At 37.2% G+C, this 17,313-nt stretch carries 14 protein-coding genes, 1 tRNA gene and 1 riboswitch; of the genes, 2 read left to right on the top strand and 13 right to left on the bottom strand.

All coding sequences use genetic code 11. From position 1 onward, the window contains the following. Positions 1 to 12: 12 nt before the first annotated feature. Positions 13 to 89: transfer RNA gene (locus TSYNT_RS07695), tRNA-Pro, on the top strand. A 68-nt stretch (positions 90 to 157) separates the two neighbouring features. On the opposite strand, the gene scfB is transcribed toward TSYNT_RS07695, so the two are convergent. From scfB to TSYNT_RS07760, 13 genes are all read right to left on the bottom strand, one after another. Continuing rightward, complete coding sequence (scfB, locus tag TSYNT_RS07700) at positions 158 to 1,522, bottom strand: thioether cross-link-forming SCIFF peptide maturase (protein ID WP_059032928.1); 1,365 nt, start codon at positions 1,520 to 1,522, stop codon at positions 158 to 160. Positions 1,523 to 1,706: 184 nt separating this feature from the next. Then, positions 1,707 to 2,507: a transglutaminase-like domain-containing protein gene (locus TSYNT_RS07705; RefSeq protein WP_083497711.1), complete on the bottom strand. Its 801-nt coding sequence runs from the start codon at positions 2,505 to 2,507 to the stop codon at positions 1,707 to 1,709. 14 nt (positions 2,508 to 2,521) lie between these two features. Further along, positions 2,522 to 2,599: riboswitch (cyclic di-GMP riboswitch) on the bottom strand. Positions 2,600 to 2,696: 97 nt separating this feature from the next. Next, positions 2,697 to 3,329, bottom strand: coding sequence for a class D sortase (locus tag TSYNT_RS07710; RefSeq protein WP_059032930.1), 633 nt, complete (start codon positions 3,327 to 3,329; stop codon positions 2,697 to 2,699). Positions 3,330 to 3,423: 94 nt separating this feature from the next. Next, complete coding sequence (locus TSYNT_RS07715) at positions 3,424 to 4,248, bottom strand: LPXTG cell wall anchor domain-containing protein (RefSeq protein ID WP_059032931.1); 825 nt, start codon at positions 4,246 to 4,248, stop codon at positions 3,424 to 3,426. A gap of 107 nt (positions 4,249 to 4,355) precedes the next feature. After that, positions 4,356 to 4,946 (bottom strand): BsaA family SipW-dependent biofilm matrix protein, encoded by a 591-nt coding sequence (locus TSYNT_RS07720; protein ID WP_059032932.1) that lies wholly within the window; start codon positions 4,944 to 4,946, stop codon positions 4,356 to 4,358. A gap of 89 nt (positions 4,947 to 5,035) precedes the next feature. After that, positions 5,036 to 5,605, bottom strand: coding sequence for a TasA family protein (locus TSYNT_RS07725; RefSeq protein WP_059032933.1), 570 nt, complete (start codon positions 5,603 to 5,605; stop codon positions 5,036 to 5,038). A gap of 107 nt (positions 5,606 to 5,712) precedes the next feature. Further along, entirely contained in the window at positions 5,713 to 6,309 is a 597-nt protein-coding gene (locus TSYNT_RS07730) for a signal peptidase I (RefSeq protein WP_059032934.1), read from the bottom strand. A gap of 12 nt (positions 6,310 to 6,321) precedes the next feature. Further along, on the bottom strand, positions 6,322 to 9,336 hold the full coding sequence (locus tag TSYNT_RS07735) for a VWA domain-containing protein (RefSeq protein WP_059032935.1): 3,015 nt from the start codon (positions 9,334 to 9,336) through the stop codon (positions 6,322 to 6,324). 29 nt (positions 9,337 to 9,365) lie between these two features. After that, positions 9,366 to 9,611 (bottom strand): hypothetical protein, encoded by a 246-nt coding sequence (locus TSYNT_RS07740; protein WP_059032936.1) that lies wholly within the window; start codon positions 9,609 to 9,611, stop codon positions 9,366 to 9,368. Between the two features lie 559 nt (positions 9,612 to 10,170). Next, positions 10,171 to 11,391 carry a BTAD domain-containing putative transcriptional regulator gene (locus TSYNT_RS07745; protein WP_059032937.1) on the bottom strand — a complete coding sequence of 407 codons (1,221 nt, stop codon included), beginning with the start codon at positions 11,389 to 11,391 and terminating at the stop codon, positions 10,171 to 10,173. Between the two features lie 73 nt (positions 11,392 to 11,464). Next, the gene (locus tag TSYNT_RS11915; protein WP_083497713.1) at positions 11,465 to 13,597 is read right to left on the bottom strand and encodes an HD domain-containing phosphohydrolase; all 2,133 of its coding nucleotides are present in this window, start codon (positions 13,595 to 13,597) and stop codon (positions 11,465 to 11,467) included. Positions 13,598 to 13,700: 103 nt separating this feature from the next. Further along, positions 13,701 to 14,231 (bottom strand): hypothetical protein, encoded by a 531-nt coding sequence (locus TSYNT_RS07755; protein ID WP_059032938.1) that lies wholly within the window; start codon positions 14,229 to 14,231, stop codon positions 13,701 to 13,703. Positions 14,232 to 14,412: 181 nt separating this feature from the next. Continuing rightward, a complete protein-coding gene (locus tag TSYNT_RS07760) occupies positions 14,413 to 15,855 on the bottom strand; it encodes a helix-turn-helix transcriptional regulator (RefSeq protein ID WP_059032939.1) in 1,443 nt (480 codons plus the stop codon). A 249-nt stretch (positions 15,856 to 16,104) separates the two neighbouring features. On the opposite strand from TSYNT_RS07760, the gene TSYNT_RS07765 reads away from it, so the two are divergent. Next, positions 16,105 to 17,304: an MFS transporter gene (locus TSYNT_RS07765; protein ID WP_059032940.1), complete on the top strand. Its 1,200-nt coding sequence runs from the start codon at positions 16,105 to 16,107 to the stop codon at positions 17,302 to 17,304. Positions 17,305 to 17,313 lie beyond the last annotated feature (9 nt).

Raw genomic sequence — 17,313 nt, forward strand, 5'->3', positions numbered from 1 at the left:
TAATAGGTGCGTCGGGGCGTAGCGCAGTTTGGTAGCGCGTTCGGTTCGGGTCCGAAAGGCCGTGGGTTCAAATCCCGCCGCCCCGACCATAAATAATATAAAGTAAAGAAGCCTTCATTGATTATAAAACAGCCTACATGGCTGTTTTTATTCGTCTCTATTCAGATGAAAACAAATTTAAATAGATTGCGTATTCAATTCGCTTTTTCTGGAGTTCGCAAGTAATATGATAGGGTTTTTTCATATCGCCGCAAATTAGTAAATTGTTAGCATTGCATCCTCCGCTGCAAAAGTATCTGGCCCAGCACTTGGAACATTCTTCTTTTGCAAAGACATGTGTATCCTTCAGTATATCCACAATTTTTTGGTCAAGCTTTCCGTCAGCCACATTTCCCATTAAAAACTCATCTTGCCCTACAAACTGGTGGCATGGGTATATGTCTCCCGAAGGAGTTACCGCAAGGTAATCTCTGCCTGCTCCACAGGCCCATACTCTTTTATATACACATGGCCCATTATATATATCTATGTTAAAATGATAGAATTTAAAGGGTAATTTACCGGTTTTTTTACGGTTCATGTATTCCTTGGCAATTTCATCGTACTGTTTCCATAAAGTATCTAAATCTTTATCTTCTAAAAGATAATCCCCTTCTTTTCCAACAACCGGTTCGAGAGATATTTCACGAATCCCAAGGTTTGCAATATGAAAAACATCTTTTGCAAAATCAAGATTGTGCTTTGTAAAAGTACCTCTTACATAATATTCTTTGTTATCCTTTTCTCTAAGTTCCACAACCCTTTTTATATTAGGCACTATTTTATCATAACTGCCACTGCCGTCTGCCCTCACTCGAATAAAATCGTTTACTTCTTTTCTGCCATCAAGGCTTAAAACTATGTTGTCCATATTCTCATGGAGATATTCAATGGTTTCATCGTCTAGCAGCACTGCATTTGTTGTTATTGTGAAATGAAATCTTTTACCCCATGTTTTTTTGAGTATACGCGCATAAGAAATAACTTCTCTTATAGTGTCCATAGCAAGCAATGGCTCACCGCCAAAAAAGTCAACTTCCACATCTTCCATGTCTCCCGAATTTTCTGCAAGAAATTCTAGGGCTTTTTTACCTACTTCGCTGCTCATTATTTCTCTTTTGCCGTGATAATCTCCCTTTGACGCAAAGCAATATTTGCAGCGTAAATTGCAGTCATGGGCAACGTTAAAACAAAGAGCTTTTACGTACTGCCTTGTATCTAGTTTGTCTAGAATAGCATTTGTATCCAAGTTGCTAAAAAGATATCCTTCGGTTTCCATTGCCTTAATTTCTTTTAAGGCTTCCTCTATCTCAAGCTTTGAATACTTGGTTTTAAGCTTTGCGATTATATCATTATTACTCAAAGTGTTATAATAATCCAGTACATCATACGTTATATTATCTACCTCAAAAATCGAGCCGCTGTTTACATCCAAGACTAGATTTTTGTCAAATACTCTAAATTTATGAATCTGGCCTGCCAAATACATCCTCTCCTACTGTTTTTTGCTTTTAACTGATTAAGTTTCTCCTAATTTTAACATAAAACCTTTTTGGTTTAAAGTTTGATTTTGATGTCGTATAAAAAATAAGCACTTTGCGGTTTTTACACCACAAAGTGCTTATTGTTTTTCTATGTATATAATTACCCTTATTAAACCCCTCTAGCTAATATTCTTTCTCTTTTTTAAATTCATTTGCATTTTTCTTAAATGAAACTGCTTTACCGCTTTTTGACATTATGGAATCATAACATGCATCAACTGTAATCCAGCCTTGATTTTGAAGATATACTTCATTCCATGCATGATACTCGCTTACGTCATTTTTATAGCCCTTGACAAGTTTTGCCGGTATGTTAATACTCCTAAGCATTGCAGCATAAAGTGCCGCATAGTCAAAACATATACCTTTTTTTGTGGAAAGCGTTTCTTCCACTGAGGGTATGTAATTACTGTTAAGGCTTTTGACCTTATCTTTGTCATACTCAAAGTTTTTTACTATGTAATCATATATGGCATATGCTTTTTGCTCATCGGTGCTTAAGTTTTCTGAAAGCTTTGCAGCCATCTTAGCCGCTTCCCCGTTTTTATCCCAGTAAATCGGAGATGCTGACTGTAAAAAAGGCAATTTTTCGTCTGCTAATTTAACCTCTATATCTTTGCTGTCTTTAGGCATGTACTTGTTGCTGTCAATATACTCCAACAGCGTCAGTTTGTATGTGCCTGAACCCATCTGAAGCGGAAGTGTTTGCCCAACATTATTTACATCGTAAAAATAACTTACATTGTTCTTTTGAATCATTACCTTTATTTTTTTATCTTTCAGCGCCTGATTTACCTTTACTATTCCAAGTTCTGCATCGCTTAAATCAAATACATCTGCCTGGCTTGCAAGAGGTTTGTTTAAAATTGGAAGCATAAACAAAAAACACATCAAAAGGCAGAGTATCCTCTTTAGTTTAAGCAAAATAAAACTCTCCTTTCGGTAGCTGGCTGCCATCTTGCGAAGGCCCTCTAGCTTTGCGTCCCCGCGTTTCCACGAGTTTGCCTTTATCGTTTGAAAGTTTAACTAAAAAAAATTCTCTCGAATCAAATATTCAATTTAGGCTAATTTTACCATAATTTACATAGATTTTCAAGCACAAAAAAAACCAGGCTATATATTCTCACCTGATTCCAAAAGGTTAGCTCTTACTATTAATCTTGGGTAAGGTTTCCTGCTGTAATCGCACGTAATAAGAGTTAAGAGTTTTTTGTCCTTTTGCGGCAGCATCACCCAGGTATCTTCTGCCTCAACAAGAAATGTCTCGGATACTACATAAGTACATGTTTTATCCTTTACTATAATCTCGATTTTATCTCCTTTTTTAAGTTCATTTAATCTGTTAAACTGCCTGCCGTAACTCCGGCTCCGATGTGCCGAAATGCAGTAGTTGCCTATATCTCCAGGATTACCCGTGCCGGATACTGAAGCTGCCGAAATATCAAGATTGGTTTTTGTTGCGCCTTTTAATATGGGCAAGAAAATATTTATTTTATCAATTTTTAGCATGCCTTCCATATGAGAGTTTATATATTCTATAAGATAATCATTTTTTTTGCTTGCAAGCGGCGCAGAAGTATCTTCTTTCGGTGCTTCGTCTGGATAATCTCCCAGATCTTCCATTGTCTTGTTCCATGTTTCAATAAGCTTTTTCTGTTGATAATCGAAGTAGGCTTCTTTTAGTTTCGGATAAGATATTAAAAATATGCCGGACAAAATTAGTATTACAGCAATAAACCTTTTCATAATCCTCACCATCTTTAAAAATTTGCCTGGATTATATTGTAAAATATATTCCAGGCAATATATAGGGGATGTTGGTTATAACAAGTTAAGCACTTCACTTTCTTCTTATGGTCAAGCTGGCTCCTGCAACAATCGCTACAATGCCTGCTATATAATATATATATGGAAGTTCTTCGCCTGTTTTCGGCATTGCCGGTGCTCCCATAGGAACTTCTTCAATAGGTATTTCAATAGGGGCAGCTTCTTGAGGGGCCTCCTCAGGAATTTCTATTTCAGGAGGTATTGGCTCTCCTTCCGGAACGGGCTCCTCTTCCACTTCAACCGGAGGTTCTTCTATCGGTTCTTCTTTTTTACCGCCTCCGCCGCCTCCTCCTCCGCCGCTAGTTTCTGCGGTAAAAATCCATCTCACTTCTGCCGTAGCATTTTGAAACTCATTTCCTGTTTCAGGACCCGGAAGTTCAATAGTTGCAATTAGATTTCTACTTTCTGACGAGGCAAACCTTCCAAGGCTTATATTGCTGCTTATATCTCCAATACCACCAGAACTTTCGCTGTTTGCTCCGGTAGCAGGACCCCGGTAAATAACTTCACCTTGATATGAAATAGTAAGTCTTAGTTGTTTTAACAAATCGGCGCCTGTAGGCTCATCTCCGATTCTTTCAGCGCGCATATAGAGAGTGAAGGGCCTGCTGTAATTATTTGTTATCTTCAGCGTTCGTGTTATTGCATCGCCCGGATTCATGCGCCCTAGGTCAAAAAGTTTTCCGCCTTCCGGCACTAAGACAAGTCCTGAAGAATCGCCTCTAAGTTCCACATCGTCGGCAGCAAAAACTCCTTCTGCACCATACATCGTAAAAACACTAGCTGCAAAAAACGAGACCAAAAGCACTATGAGATATTTTTTTATATTTTTATTCACCTTCACTACCCTCCTTTGTCGGGGGGTGAATTTTATTCACCTCTAAGGTGGTGGCCAAGGCATGCAAGACTGCATGCCTTGGAGGTTATGCTGCTTGATTTTAGGTCTTATTCAGGTGTGCTTTCGCTCCATGCTTCAACGCCGTCTGGCAAAGAGGTAATTCCGAACGCATCTTTATACGCCTCATGAGATGCTTGAACGGCTTCAGCTTCGACGTCAACTTTAAGGGTTTTTCCTTGATATTCATTGCCTGTAGTTGGTCCTGCAATTGTCACACTGTCCAAAAGTAATTCTGTTTCAACGCCCTGATTCATTATCTTGTAGTAATAGTAGTACCCGCCAGAGGCGATCCATTTATCAGAATTGATTATATTTAGTGTAACATTTGTTGTTGAAAGTGTATTATCTGGTATAAACTCTTCTCCGTCAAGGGCGCCCCAAACCGGCGTTAATTTGACCCTGACATATGTTCCTTTTGAACCTGTGCTTTTAATACTTACATCCTTATTTGTTGTATCTCCGGGGTTCCAATTTGTTATGTCTTGAAAGTCATGCTCATTAATTTCAATTGCAACAGTTCCTGCTGTAAATTTATTATCGGCTGTCTGACTGTCCGTAAACCAAGCCATAGTTCCGCCTACCACGAGAAGAGCAGCCAGTGAAAATACTAGTAAACCTATTAACAAATTCTTTCTCATCTTAAAATCCTCCTTAAAATTTTTATTTTCGTTTTAAACTAAACACGCTTTGTCTTTGATTGTTTAAATATTGCATAGAGGAATATTCTCTATTCTGTCCACGGCTCTATACCCGTCGGCATATTACTTAGCCCCCATGCATCTTTATATGCTTCATGAGATGCCTGAACAGCTTCAGCTTTGACATTTACGGTAAGTTTTTTGCCTTGATAATCATCTCCTGTCAAACTTCCTATAATCTCAACTTTTGAAAGAAGTGGTTCGGTAACAGCTCCTGCGGCTAATATATGTTTGTAATAGTACCATCCGTCTCCGCCGTCTACCCAATGCGTTCCTAACTCTCCATCAGCAAAGATAAGATTTACATTGTTTATTGGAAGATTTCCCTCCCATACAGGATTTATACTTACTCTTACATATGTCCGTTTTGATCCTAGGCTCTCAACCTTCACTTCTTTGTCGTATATGTCGCCGGGATTTACATTTTCTTTTACCACAGGATTTGTTTGGCCATTTTCTAGTATTTGAATTTTTACTGTTCCTGCAGTAAATTTATTACTAGCTTCTTTTGTATCCGTAAACCAAGCCATGGTTCCGCCTACCACTAGGAGGGCGACAAGTGAAAATACAAGCAGGCCTATGAGAAAACTTTTTTTCATTCTAAACCCTCCTCAGGTTTTTAAGGTTTTATCTTTCTTCTCTAACTCTAATACTGCAGTTTTTAATAATTTTAACCCGCAATCCCTAATTCTTCCCGTTTACCCCTCTATGCTTCTTCTTTTGTAATCTCCCCCTCGTTTATTTTCCGTTCGCTCTTATTTTTGTCCCCTTTTCTTTCACTTACTATGATTTTCGCCAGTTCTACTGCGAGAAAGAGGGTCCATGTAGCAAGTAAAATCAGAATTCCGCCTCTTGATCTTGCAAAGTAAAATGCGTAACCGATGTAGGGTATTGTAAAAACAACTTTTCCTATTAAGTGATTGGCGCTTACCGGCATTGGGTCTTCGACTTCATTGGCATCGCCCTTTGTCTTGAAAAAGAGCCCGTCCTTTTCATATATATCGATTACCCGGTGTGTGGTAGTATTTTCACCGTCCTGCTTTCCTCTAAAAGTAATAACATCTTGAGCCTTTATTTCTTTTGGACCTGCCGGTTTTACTATCACAAGGCTTCCTGTTTTGATAGTGGGATTCATGCTTCCGCTCATAACTATATACATTTGGTAGCCTCCTATCGACGGAGCCTTTCCTGTAATTTTGCTCTGCACTACAAAAATCAGGAGCACTATAACCGCGCAGGTAAGCAGAATCAATATTGTATTTGATAGAAAACCTTTTACTTTGCAAACCGTGTTCTTTTTCATGCTGCCATCTCTTTACTCTTCAGATTCTTCTGTTGATGCTAAAAGTTTTTCTTTATCAGGTAAAACAGCTTTCAGATCCATCGAGCTCAGTAATACTTCTGCACTGCTCTTTTGTCCTGCAGTGCTTGAACCGCTGTAAGACACTGCAATTGTAAAGGAGTTGTTTTTTTCTGTCTCGTCTCTAAACCAGGAATCATTGACTTTTTTGTTGGTTGCTGTTACAGTTACTGCAACATTATTTAAAATCATATCTCTTGTAATTGTAAAACTTTGGTTTGTTAAATTTGTTAAACTGTAATCCATAGGAACTGTTTCGCTTGCAGTATAGTTTCCCGGCCACAATCCGTCGATTATCTGTTGATCATTGTGTTTTACAAGTGTATTCCATTTTTTCCCTGAAGGGCCATTCACATGTATAGCGAACTCTTTTACAGTATCTATTCCATAATCACCGTTTTCAACAAACTTCTTTACAATTATCTTTCCCTTTTTTACTGTAACTGATATGCTATCAGTCGCTTTGCATCCATTAGCATCTGTTATTTGAATTGTATAGACAGCATCCTCTTCCGGCACAAGTGAAGGATTTGCACTCGTTGAAGTCCATGTAGAATCAGCGCTGCTTGTCCAAAGGTATGTGAATGGCGAATAACCATACACCTGCAAGTTTTGGCCTATATTAATGGTATCTCCCACAACTATTATAGAGTCAGGCCCGGCTTCCACACCTATTACATTTACTGTTGGTATCGGGAAAATTTTTTCTACATTGGGGGTACCGTTTATATCAGTATAGTGAAGCACAGCGCTTGTATTTGTCGGTAAATTATTGCCCATCACCCCGTCTTTTGCTTTAATCTTATAGCTTAACTCAGCTAATGTAGTTATTGTGCCGGGACTCCAGGTTATTGTCCGTGTTGACGGATTGTATGTTACTGTAGCATTTGGATTTGTCGTAATGCTTCCGTCAACCAGCTCAAAGTTCTCATTAATTACATCGGTTACTACAGCATCGATTGCTGAATATCCGAGTAGTCCGGATATTGTATCGTAAATCCCTGATAAATCCGGTGCTCCGCTAGCTTCGTAATAACCGGAGTTCTGAGCCCATTGAAGAGTTTCCCTTGCAACAGTTCTGCTTTGGGTAGGCACTTGACTTATAATCCCAACTGTAAAGACCATTGCCATGCTCCAACAACCCTGTCCTGCCGTATATGCCGCTATGGTATGCACATTGTGCCCTGTAGGTTCATTTGGTCCTGATGGATTTCCTATACTAGCTGTTGCCACACCATCCGTAAGCAAGACTATTACTTTATTAGCGTTTTGTCGGCCGTTGGTTTGTAAAATGCTTTTGGCTTTTAAAAATCCTGCTTCTATATTTGTTCCACCATTTGCAGTAATTCCGTCAATTGCATTTTTTACCGATGTAGCATTGCTTGAAAGCCCAATATTTTGTGTCGCATTAGAAGCCGAGCCTAGATCTCCAAGATACAAAGGACCTGCAAAAGAAACTACTGAAATGCGATTATTGCTGTCAGCTAAAATTGTGTCTGTAAATTCTTTCGCGGCTTGTTTGGCATAGTAAAGTACAGTATGGCTGCCTGATACTCTATCATTCATACTGCCTGATCTATCTATTACTAAAACTACATCTACAGGAGCCGGAGCAGGTGTGCCTGTTATCTGAAGTTTTACAGTGTAATTTCTGCACGGTGTAGCAGTAGTTGCTGTTTTGTTAACTTGTATCGTATCAGTGCCTGATGTGGCTGCTACAAGTTCCGGCATTATGACTGATTTAGGAGCCCCATAATCTAGAACGGTATCAGTTTGCAAACTCCTAAATGCTTTCAGCGAAGTTGCTGAATCCATGCCTGCGGGCCGTGGTAGTAACTCAAGAAACGGATCGTTTTCTATTGAGACTTCATAAGAAGTTGAAGCTTCTACAAGATTTGCTTCAAACTGGCATTGTGCTTTTGCCTGAATTACAAGTGACGACTCAACAAAGTATGGATCTATGGGAATTTCACCATCAATATGATATTCTCCGCCTGGTGTAAGTTCTGATATTGTCTCATTTGAGCTTTTAAGGCTGCTGTTTACATCCACTGATATATTTTGAAGTTGAACATCACCTGTATTTAAAACTACAACATGGTAATTAATGCTTTCGCCTACATTATAAAAATCATTGTCTGTAGAAATTGAGATACTTAAAGCGGGATTGTAAACTACTGGTGGAATAATTGGCAATTCTTCTACAGGCACTAAAGGATCTAATACTTCCTCAGGCAGCACAACTTCTGGTGGTATGACTTCTCCACCTTCTTCGGCAGGTATCTCTCCCTCGGGAGATTCCGGTTCTTGGGGCTGTCCGTCAGGATTTTCTGGAGTTGTCGGATCAGTAGGTACGGTTTCCTCGTTAGAACCTGTCTCTCCTGTGTCTTCAGAAGGTTCACCATTTGTATCTTCTTCAGTGGTTGCCGGCTCTTCCGGCGCTGTTTCATCTTCAGGATTAGTAACCTGTCCCGGAAGTTCAGTATCTGGATCTGTAGGTTCTTCTGGTAGATCTTCATCAGGTGTTTGATCTGACGGACCTTCTATCTCGGGAGAACCACCTTCTTCTGAAGGATTTGCCTCTTGATCATCAGGTAGTATTTCATCTTCAGGATTAGTAACTTGTCCTGGGATTTCGGTATCCGGATTTGTAGGTTCTTCCGGTTGAGCCTCATCAGGTGTTTGATCTGACGGACCTTCCGGCTGCACTTCTTCATCACCTGCTACCGGGTCCTCTGTTTCGGGAGAACCGCCTTCTTCAGAATTACCCGTGCCCTGATCTTGAGTTATTTCACCGGGAACTTCAGAACTTACAGAATCTATTGACTGCGTATCCGTATTTACCAATTCGTTAATTGAAGGTGTAGCATCTGTGCCAGATTCATCGGCAGAAACTACAGTAATTGCCGGTGTGAAGATAAGCAATATCATAAGAATTGTGGCTAAAACTTTCTTTGAGGTACTTATCATATTTAATTTTCACCTCCTTGTAACAAAAGTCATGCTTCATCAGCTTCCCACGAACGAAATTTCACCAACCCCTTCCCTTCTTTTTCTAAAGCTTCTTCCATTAAATGAATAAGTTCCATTAAACTTCTGAAAGGGACTGTCTTTTCGTCTTCCAGCCACTGAGTATATCCCTGAACACTTGCGTTCTCACAATACAGCACTTTGATTACAAATGTCGTTGTGGAAGCAGTTTGTTTTATGCTTTTATCATCATTTGTAATCAGTTCCTTGTTCATTATGATGCCCCCTGCACTTCTAGTAGTTTTTCTATTTTTATTGTATCAGGGAGGTGTTTTATTAGACTTTCATTTGAATGTTATTACAATTTTTTCTTAATTTTATTTAAATTTCATTACAGGCACAATTGAATTACAGATAACAGGATTCTTTACTGCATTTAAAATGGCAGATAATATAAATATTTATAGATTTTTGCAGAAAAAATGATTTAGACATAAAAAAAGACCTCGTTATCCTTCAAAATAAGTATAGGCTCATAGAGGGCTAGATCTTTATGGAGCTAATTTGACTTGCAATAGATGGTTTCATGTTTGCACAATAACAGTAAGATACAATAGAAAGAAAAGGAGAAAACATAGCGGGGTGAGACTAACATATCTTGCAATAAAAGAGAAAAATATGGGACGACGAGATTGGCCAGCAGGACACGAAGAGGGGTAGAATATGAAATGATATTTGCTTGTTAGGATGGCAAGTTTATAGTAACAAAAAAATCCGGCTTAGAAAGCTTAGAAAGCCGGAAAAAATCAATTAATTATATTATTAATTTAAGATTTATTGGATAAAAGATTCTTTGGCACCTACGGGCTGAAATGAAATTTCCAGAGAAATTTGCGGCGTAAGGAGCCTTTTTTTAAATTCTTCATTAATCCTATTTCCTATATTTTGGAGATTTTCTTCCGCTATATCAGTAAGCAAAACAACTACTCGAGATTTGTTCCACCAGCTAAATACATCTCCTTTGCGTAGAAACCGGGCCAAGATTTCGTGTAAGATATTTTTTGCTACATCTATATCTTTGTCAGAACAATTACTGCCAGTTTCAATAATTGAAATCAAGCCTAAAAATTCTTTATCCCCGGATCTAAGTATCTTGCGGCGCTCAAAGTTATATATGGCTTTGAAATAATCCGGCTCGCAAAATAGCGCTCCGTTAATAACATCTTCATTTATTATGGTATAGCTTATCTGTGTAAGATTCTTTTCAGGGTCATCTTCGCTGCCGGCAGTAATTTTGCGGTATATGGCTTTAAGCTCAGGCGTTGGTCTTACAGACATTTCTTTATACAGTCTTGCAGTTATATAATTATAATGATTCAAGGCATTTTTATACTCATGTAATTCGATTAGTGCATCGAGAAAGTATACATGGAATGATTCTTCGAAAGGTTCATAATTGACTACTCTCTCATATATGTCTATTATATCCAGATATTCATTATTTTCCTTTAACAACTCAAAAAGTCTTAACACGGACTGGACGAAAATACGATGATAGCGGCTCCGAAAAAGAAACGCCCATTCGCTATAGGGATTTTCTGCAAGAAACTCTCCCTTATATATATCTATTGCTTCTAAGTAAGCCTTTTTCGCCTTTTCAGGATTATCCACTCTTAAACTATCAGCTTCTTTTACCTTTTCCTCGAACTGAACAAAATCAATTGTGCAAGAATCGCCGGGATCGAATATATAAAATCCGTTTTCGAAAATTATATCAAAGTAGTGCTTCGTCTCCTCGCTATTTATAAGTCCGACAGACTCAAGGCCTTTTCTAAGACGAAATATTTGAGTTCTAAGGGCATTTTTCGGATCTATAAAATCTGAATCAGGCCATAAACTCTCTATTATATCTTCCGGAACTAATTTCTTATTGTAATAAGTAATAAAATACTTTAACAATTCCAGATTCTTATTGTTTCGTTTGCTTTTTTTTAAAATTGACTCATCGTCAAGTTTTATGTCGAAATTACCAAATGTATTAATCTTTATAGTCAAACCGACACCCCCCTTTAAAACCCATTTTCTTCTTAGTCTGATTGTCTTTTTATCTCTATTTTAATTATAACATTTAAAAGTGATACTTTATAAGAACTTTTTCTATAAAAACAGCTACAAGATCAGGATCATATTCCTTTCCCGCACCCTTCTTAAGTTCTTCCACTGCTTCATTTTGCGACAATGTTCTTGGGTAAGGTTTATAATTGGTCATAAAATCGTATGCATCAGCAATTGCTGCAATTCTTGCTTTCAGTGGTATTTCTTCGCCCTTTAAACCCTTTGGGTATCCGGAACCATCCCAGTTTTCGTGATGCGCAAGTACGTATTGTGCAATTTCTGAAAAATCACCTACGCAGCTCAATATTCGATAGCCTATTTCTGGGTGCCGTCTCATTTCTGCTATTTCTTCCTCTGTCAATGGACCGGTTTTATTTATAATTGATTTGTCTATTGCAACTTTGCCAATATCGTGAAGGAGGCCTATTGTTTTAAGCTCACTTAACTCTCTTGAGCTTAAAAGTATCTCCTTTCCTATGGCTACGCATAGATCGCTTACTCGTTTCGAATGTTTTTCTTCTAAAGGATGAGCTTCATATAAAGTTTTAACAATTGTTGAAATAGTCATATTTCGCATGCTAGAACTTTCGAACAACTTATTTTTATACATAAGATTTTCCGCTCTTTTTATGATTTCATTTATGTCTTCTTCTGCGGATTTCTTAACTTCCCACCCGCAAGAAATAGATAAATTTATTGAGCCTACCTTGGTATTGGCAGCTGCAATTACTATTCGGTCGATGACTTGCTTTACACCTTCTTCTGAAGTTTTTGGAAGCAAGACCGCAAATTCGTCACCGCCAATTCTAGCAATTATATCATCTCTTCTACAGGAAAGTCTTAAAGCATCTGCCGCTTTTTTTAGTATTTCATCTCCAAATTCATGTCCAAAGGCATCATTTGCCAGCTTTAGACCGTTTATATCTGCCATAATTACAGCAATAGGCAAATTTCTATCAGTATCAAGCCTGCGCAACTCCTCTTCAAAAAATCTGCGGTTATAAAGGCCGGTTAATTGATCATGGTAGCTTAAATACTCTATTGATTTTAATGTAGCTTCGAGAAGCTCTTTTTCATTTATCAGCATTTCTTCATTTCTCTTGCGAATAATTCGAATCCATGCATTACTAAACAAGATAGTAAGACTTGACTCATCATATTTGGTATAATCTGAGTCTTTGTTTGCAACGGCTGTCACCATAACAATTTTACCTTTGTCAAATATCGGCACCGATAAGTATCTGGATAGATTGACATAATTGTTTTGAAAATCAAGATTGTCGAAACAATTTATAACTATCGATTGTTTTTCCTTTATAACATTTGCCCAGAAGCCTGCCTTTTCAAAATCTACTTTAATATTATTTTTTTCTAATTTGCACTCGTTCAATATGTTGTCAGAAATACAAGCAAGTTCAATTTCATTACTGTCCTCATTATAAATGAAAGCATATGCCAATTTGCTTTCTGTTATCTTTAGCGCCTCATTTAATGTGAAATAAATTAATTCCTCTATGCTATTAAAATCTTGCTGGAGTATTTTTATTAAGCTTTCGCTCAGCTCAATGTTCTGTCTTGCAAGTTGTTCAGCTTTTTTTCGTATTATGGATAAACCCAAATGTTTAAGGTAAAATCTAATCCTATTATGTTTGCTGAAATTTTTGCCTTTTGGCATCAGAAAAATTACATTTCCCAAAAGAATGCCATCTTTTGTGATATTTGCAACAGCTATCTGGCCTATGTCAAGTCCGTTCATCATTTTTGAAATCTCAGACTGTATAAATTCTTCGCCAAGCAGTTCGTCAAGTGAAGAGAAAATAATTATATCATCCGAAATTTGTTCGCTTTTGCATTTTGTGTAGTCAGTAAGCCTTCTGCAAAACAGTGTACAGTACTCCGAAAGCGATCTAGCCTCACTTATGTTAAAGTTCGGGCCGCATGCAACTTTAATCACGAATTTTTCGCCGGAAACATCAAGCAAATTAACAAATACGCAGTTAGCTTTTGATACTAATAAAAGGGCATTTGCGACACTTTGATAGTCCATATTTTCTAACATTTGTAAGAACTCAAGGTCCAATTCGAAAAAATCTTTTGGTACTTTTTTAGGCGGGCCATTAACCCTCTCTGCGAAATTATCTATCATGATTTACCCTCCTATATAAGTTTTAAGCAACCCCATCCCCATATTTTTATATCTATCTATTTTATATAATATCTAAAAATTCCTTTATCTGCGCAATGCCAAATTACATGTCTAAGATTTTGGCGAGAACACCGGTCTCGTACTTAAATTTTTGAACTATATTTTGAATCTGCTCATCGGCCAGTTTGTCGTGGAGAATAATAACCTTCTTGTTTGCACCTCCTATATTGTAGGTAAAAGAGATTTTGTGCTGAGTTATCTCTATGCTGTCTAAAAATATTTTATCTTTGTTAAATTTGACCATCTTCGAGTCTGAAAGTATGCCAAAGCATGATATTGTCACAAATTCAGGATTTAATTTTGTTACCTTCGGTACAACTTTTGCATCCCTTTCTTCGATTCCAACTATTTGAATATGCAATATTTCATTTTCCAAAATCAGTTTCGCATCACTGTATTCTTTGTATTCAGCTATGAGCAAGATAATAAGTATTAGTATAATGCCGGCTAAAGCAAGAAAAAGAAAACTGGCATAGGGCCAATCCTTCATGCTTATAGTCAGTAAAAGGGCTGCACCAGTAAATAAGCATATTGAGGCGAGGATAAATTTTAGCCGTAATTTTATAATATTCAAAATAGACACACCCTTTTATATATGTTGTCCCGTTCTTTTATTTTATAGTAATATAATAATGTAAAAAAGTCGCCACCTAAAAAGGGTGATTTGTAAAAATCCCTATCACATTAATAGGGTGATAGGGATTTTTACAAGTAATTTAGCTATAGAGCTATATTTTTATACAATTTTCGTCTCTTCATGTTTTAGTATTTGTAGTACTGTCTTCATCAAAAAACTTAATAAGCTGGGACTTGTTCTGGACTTCGCATTTTGAATAAATATTTTTTATATGAGTTTTAACCGTATTTTCGCTAAGATGCAGCTCCTCTGCAATCATTTTGTATGTTAATCCTTTTAACAGTAACGCTGTAATCCCTTTCTCTCGCTCAGTAAGTCCTCGGCTAGTCATAAGATTATAAATTGCCTTATCTTGTTCCGGATGAGTCATGTTAAAAAAATTAGTAAGAAAAGCGTGTTCTTTCAGCAATCTTATAAGTTGGTTATTTAAGACAGGTAGCATCAACATTATCACAAATACAATAGCAAGGGCTACTACTGTTGAGCTTGAGGTATTCGGATTTGCGGCGTAAATTCTGCTTGCTGTAATTTCTCCTATAAATACCCCTAATACATTTGCTGCAAGACCTGTGCCAAATATCTTTGCAGCATTTTGGCTGTAATCTACCATTTCGCCAAGGATACTCCACCAAAATAAATCAAAAATGCCACATGCCCCTAGCATCAACGAATCTATTATTATATAGCTTCCTGCGGAACGATCTAAATAAGCAAAGAGCAGAAAGGAAAATCCTATCATGGCAATGCCGACAATCAACGCATAAGTTCTGTTGGTTTCTAATGGTATATTTCGCAAAACAAGTATTGTTGCAATATAAGGAACCGCCCAAAACCAGCTGACAAGAAACCGATGCTCGTAAAATGCAGGATTTATGATGCGATACATAAGGCCAGAATTAATAGTTATAATAATTATGAAAATGCATAAAAACAATAATGGAACTTTTACCTCTTTTTCTAGCGCCGGATTTTGCTGGTTTATTTCCGGTGCTCCATCAACATCTAGTTTAATATTTAAAAAAAAGGAAAGGACAAGAGAAAAGATTGATATTGCAAGAGCTGTAAATGGAGAAAAGTTTACTGCAATTATATTAAAAATTATCATTAAAATATTAGAGAAAATAAGTGCATCTGCAACAGTTTTTATTCTTTTTTCGGGGGGTGTAAAATTCTTAAGATAAAAACCCCAAGATGCTATCGCAAAACCTGCCGAAAATGAAATAACTATTATTGAAACATGCCATGCTGCAGAATAAGGAGTGAAGAAAATGCTGCTGCCGGCTATACATACTAAGGCTGAAATTGAAAAAACCCGTTTTGCCTCATGAATATTTTTTATTAATAAGCCGCAGGAAATAAGTCCTGCGGAATGTGCTGCTATTCCAGAAAAAAGCATATTTTGTACAGAAATATTGTTGCTTTCCCCTAAAGCATAAAAAATTTGTCCTTCAAAGGGAAAAGCAAGCAACCAACCGGAATAAAGTGAAAAGAGAAGTATCGACAAGGTGCAGCTGTTAAAGGAAAACATAGATTTTCCGAATAAACTTTTTTTCCATTGCACTATTTTTCACCGCCTTAGTACGATAGTAACCACAGTAAAGCTCCTCTAGGTTTTACAATTATTACTACTATTCATACTAATCTACATTTTATACTATTATTTTACAATATTTTTCACAAAATTTCCAGTAAATTTCTTGATTTTTATAAAAGATCTTTGTTCTAACTAATTTTTGTTTTAACTATATATATGATATTTCTGTTATAATATTAAAAAGGTATTAGAAAAATCTATTCCGGAGGTGTCAAATTGTCAAAATCCAAAATAGACAGCAAGATATTATGGCCTTTAATCGCCTTATGTCTCGGATGGACACTTATCTACGCAGATAGAACTGCAATGTATCCTCTTCTTTCGGTAATAGGAGATAATTTTCACTTAACAAACACTCAAATAGGGACAATTACCGGCAGTTATTTCCTCATCTATGTAGCAATGCAGATACCATCCGGAATATTTGCCGATAAAATCGGACAGAAAAGGCTTTTGATATCAACTTTTATAATTGTAGGATTTGCTCTTATTGGATTTGCTTTATTTGCTAAAAGTTATTTATCTTTGCTTTTATTTACTGTATTTCACGGATTCGGCGCAGGATTTTTCTATCCTTGTGCATATGGAATAATGCTAAAAATAGTGGATTCTGACTCTTGGGGTAGGGGTGCTGCTATTGTAAATCTTGGAATGTCATTAGGGCTTATTATAGGTCTTGCTGCAAGCGGCCCTTTATACATACATTTTGGTAATTATTCTGCAATATTTCTTCTGCTTGCAATTCTTACTTTACTGTCCGCATTTATTTTAAATAAAGCAATACCGAATATAGAAAAAAGCATAGCCGGCCAGCAGGAAAACTTTAAGGTTTTAGAGGTGCTTAAAAATAAAAATCTATTATTTATAAATCTTTCTCAATTTTGTGCACTATATGGTTATTGGACTGCGGTTACATGGGGTGCCACTTTTTTCTATGAGGAAAGAGGTATAAGTATGGAGTTTGCAGGTCTTTTTGTTGCAATCGTAGGAATAAGCGCCATAATTCCGAGCCTGGTAATGGGTAGTATCTCAGATAAAATCGGAAGGAAGAAAATGGCTCTTGTTCTTTTTCCCCTCGGAAGCCTTACTATTTTTCTCATGGCCTATGCCCGCTCCAAAGCTGCCATAATTCTTTCGCTCATAGCTTATGGCGTAGTAGGCAAATCTTCCTGGGATCCGATAGCAGTTGCTTGGACCGGGAGTCATGCCTTTGCAATGGACAAAAAAGCGCTCGGCACAGCTATGGGCATATTTAACTTTTCCGGTATGATGTCGGCAGTAGTTGCACCGATAATTACAGGATTTATTAAGGATGTTACAGGCTCACTGGTTGCTGCGTATTATGTGGCTGCAGCTATATCAGTATTAGGAGGATTTCTAGTTATGTTTGTCAGTGAAGAACCTGAAAGTAAATAGAAAGTACGG

The sequence above is a fragment of the Tepidanaerobacter syntrophicus genome (genome assembly GCF_001485475.2).
Lineage (GTDB): Bacteria > Bacillota > Thermosediminibacteria > Thermosediminibacterales > Tepidanaerobacteraceae > Tepidanaerobacter > Tepidanaerobacter syntrophicus.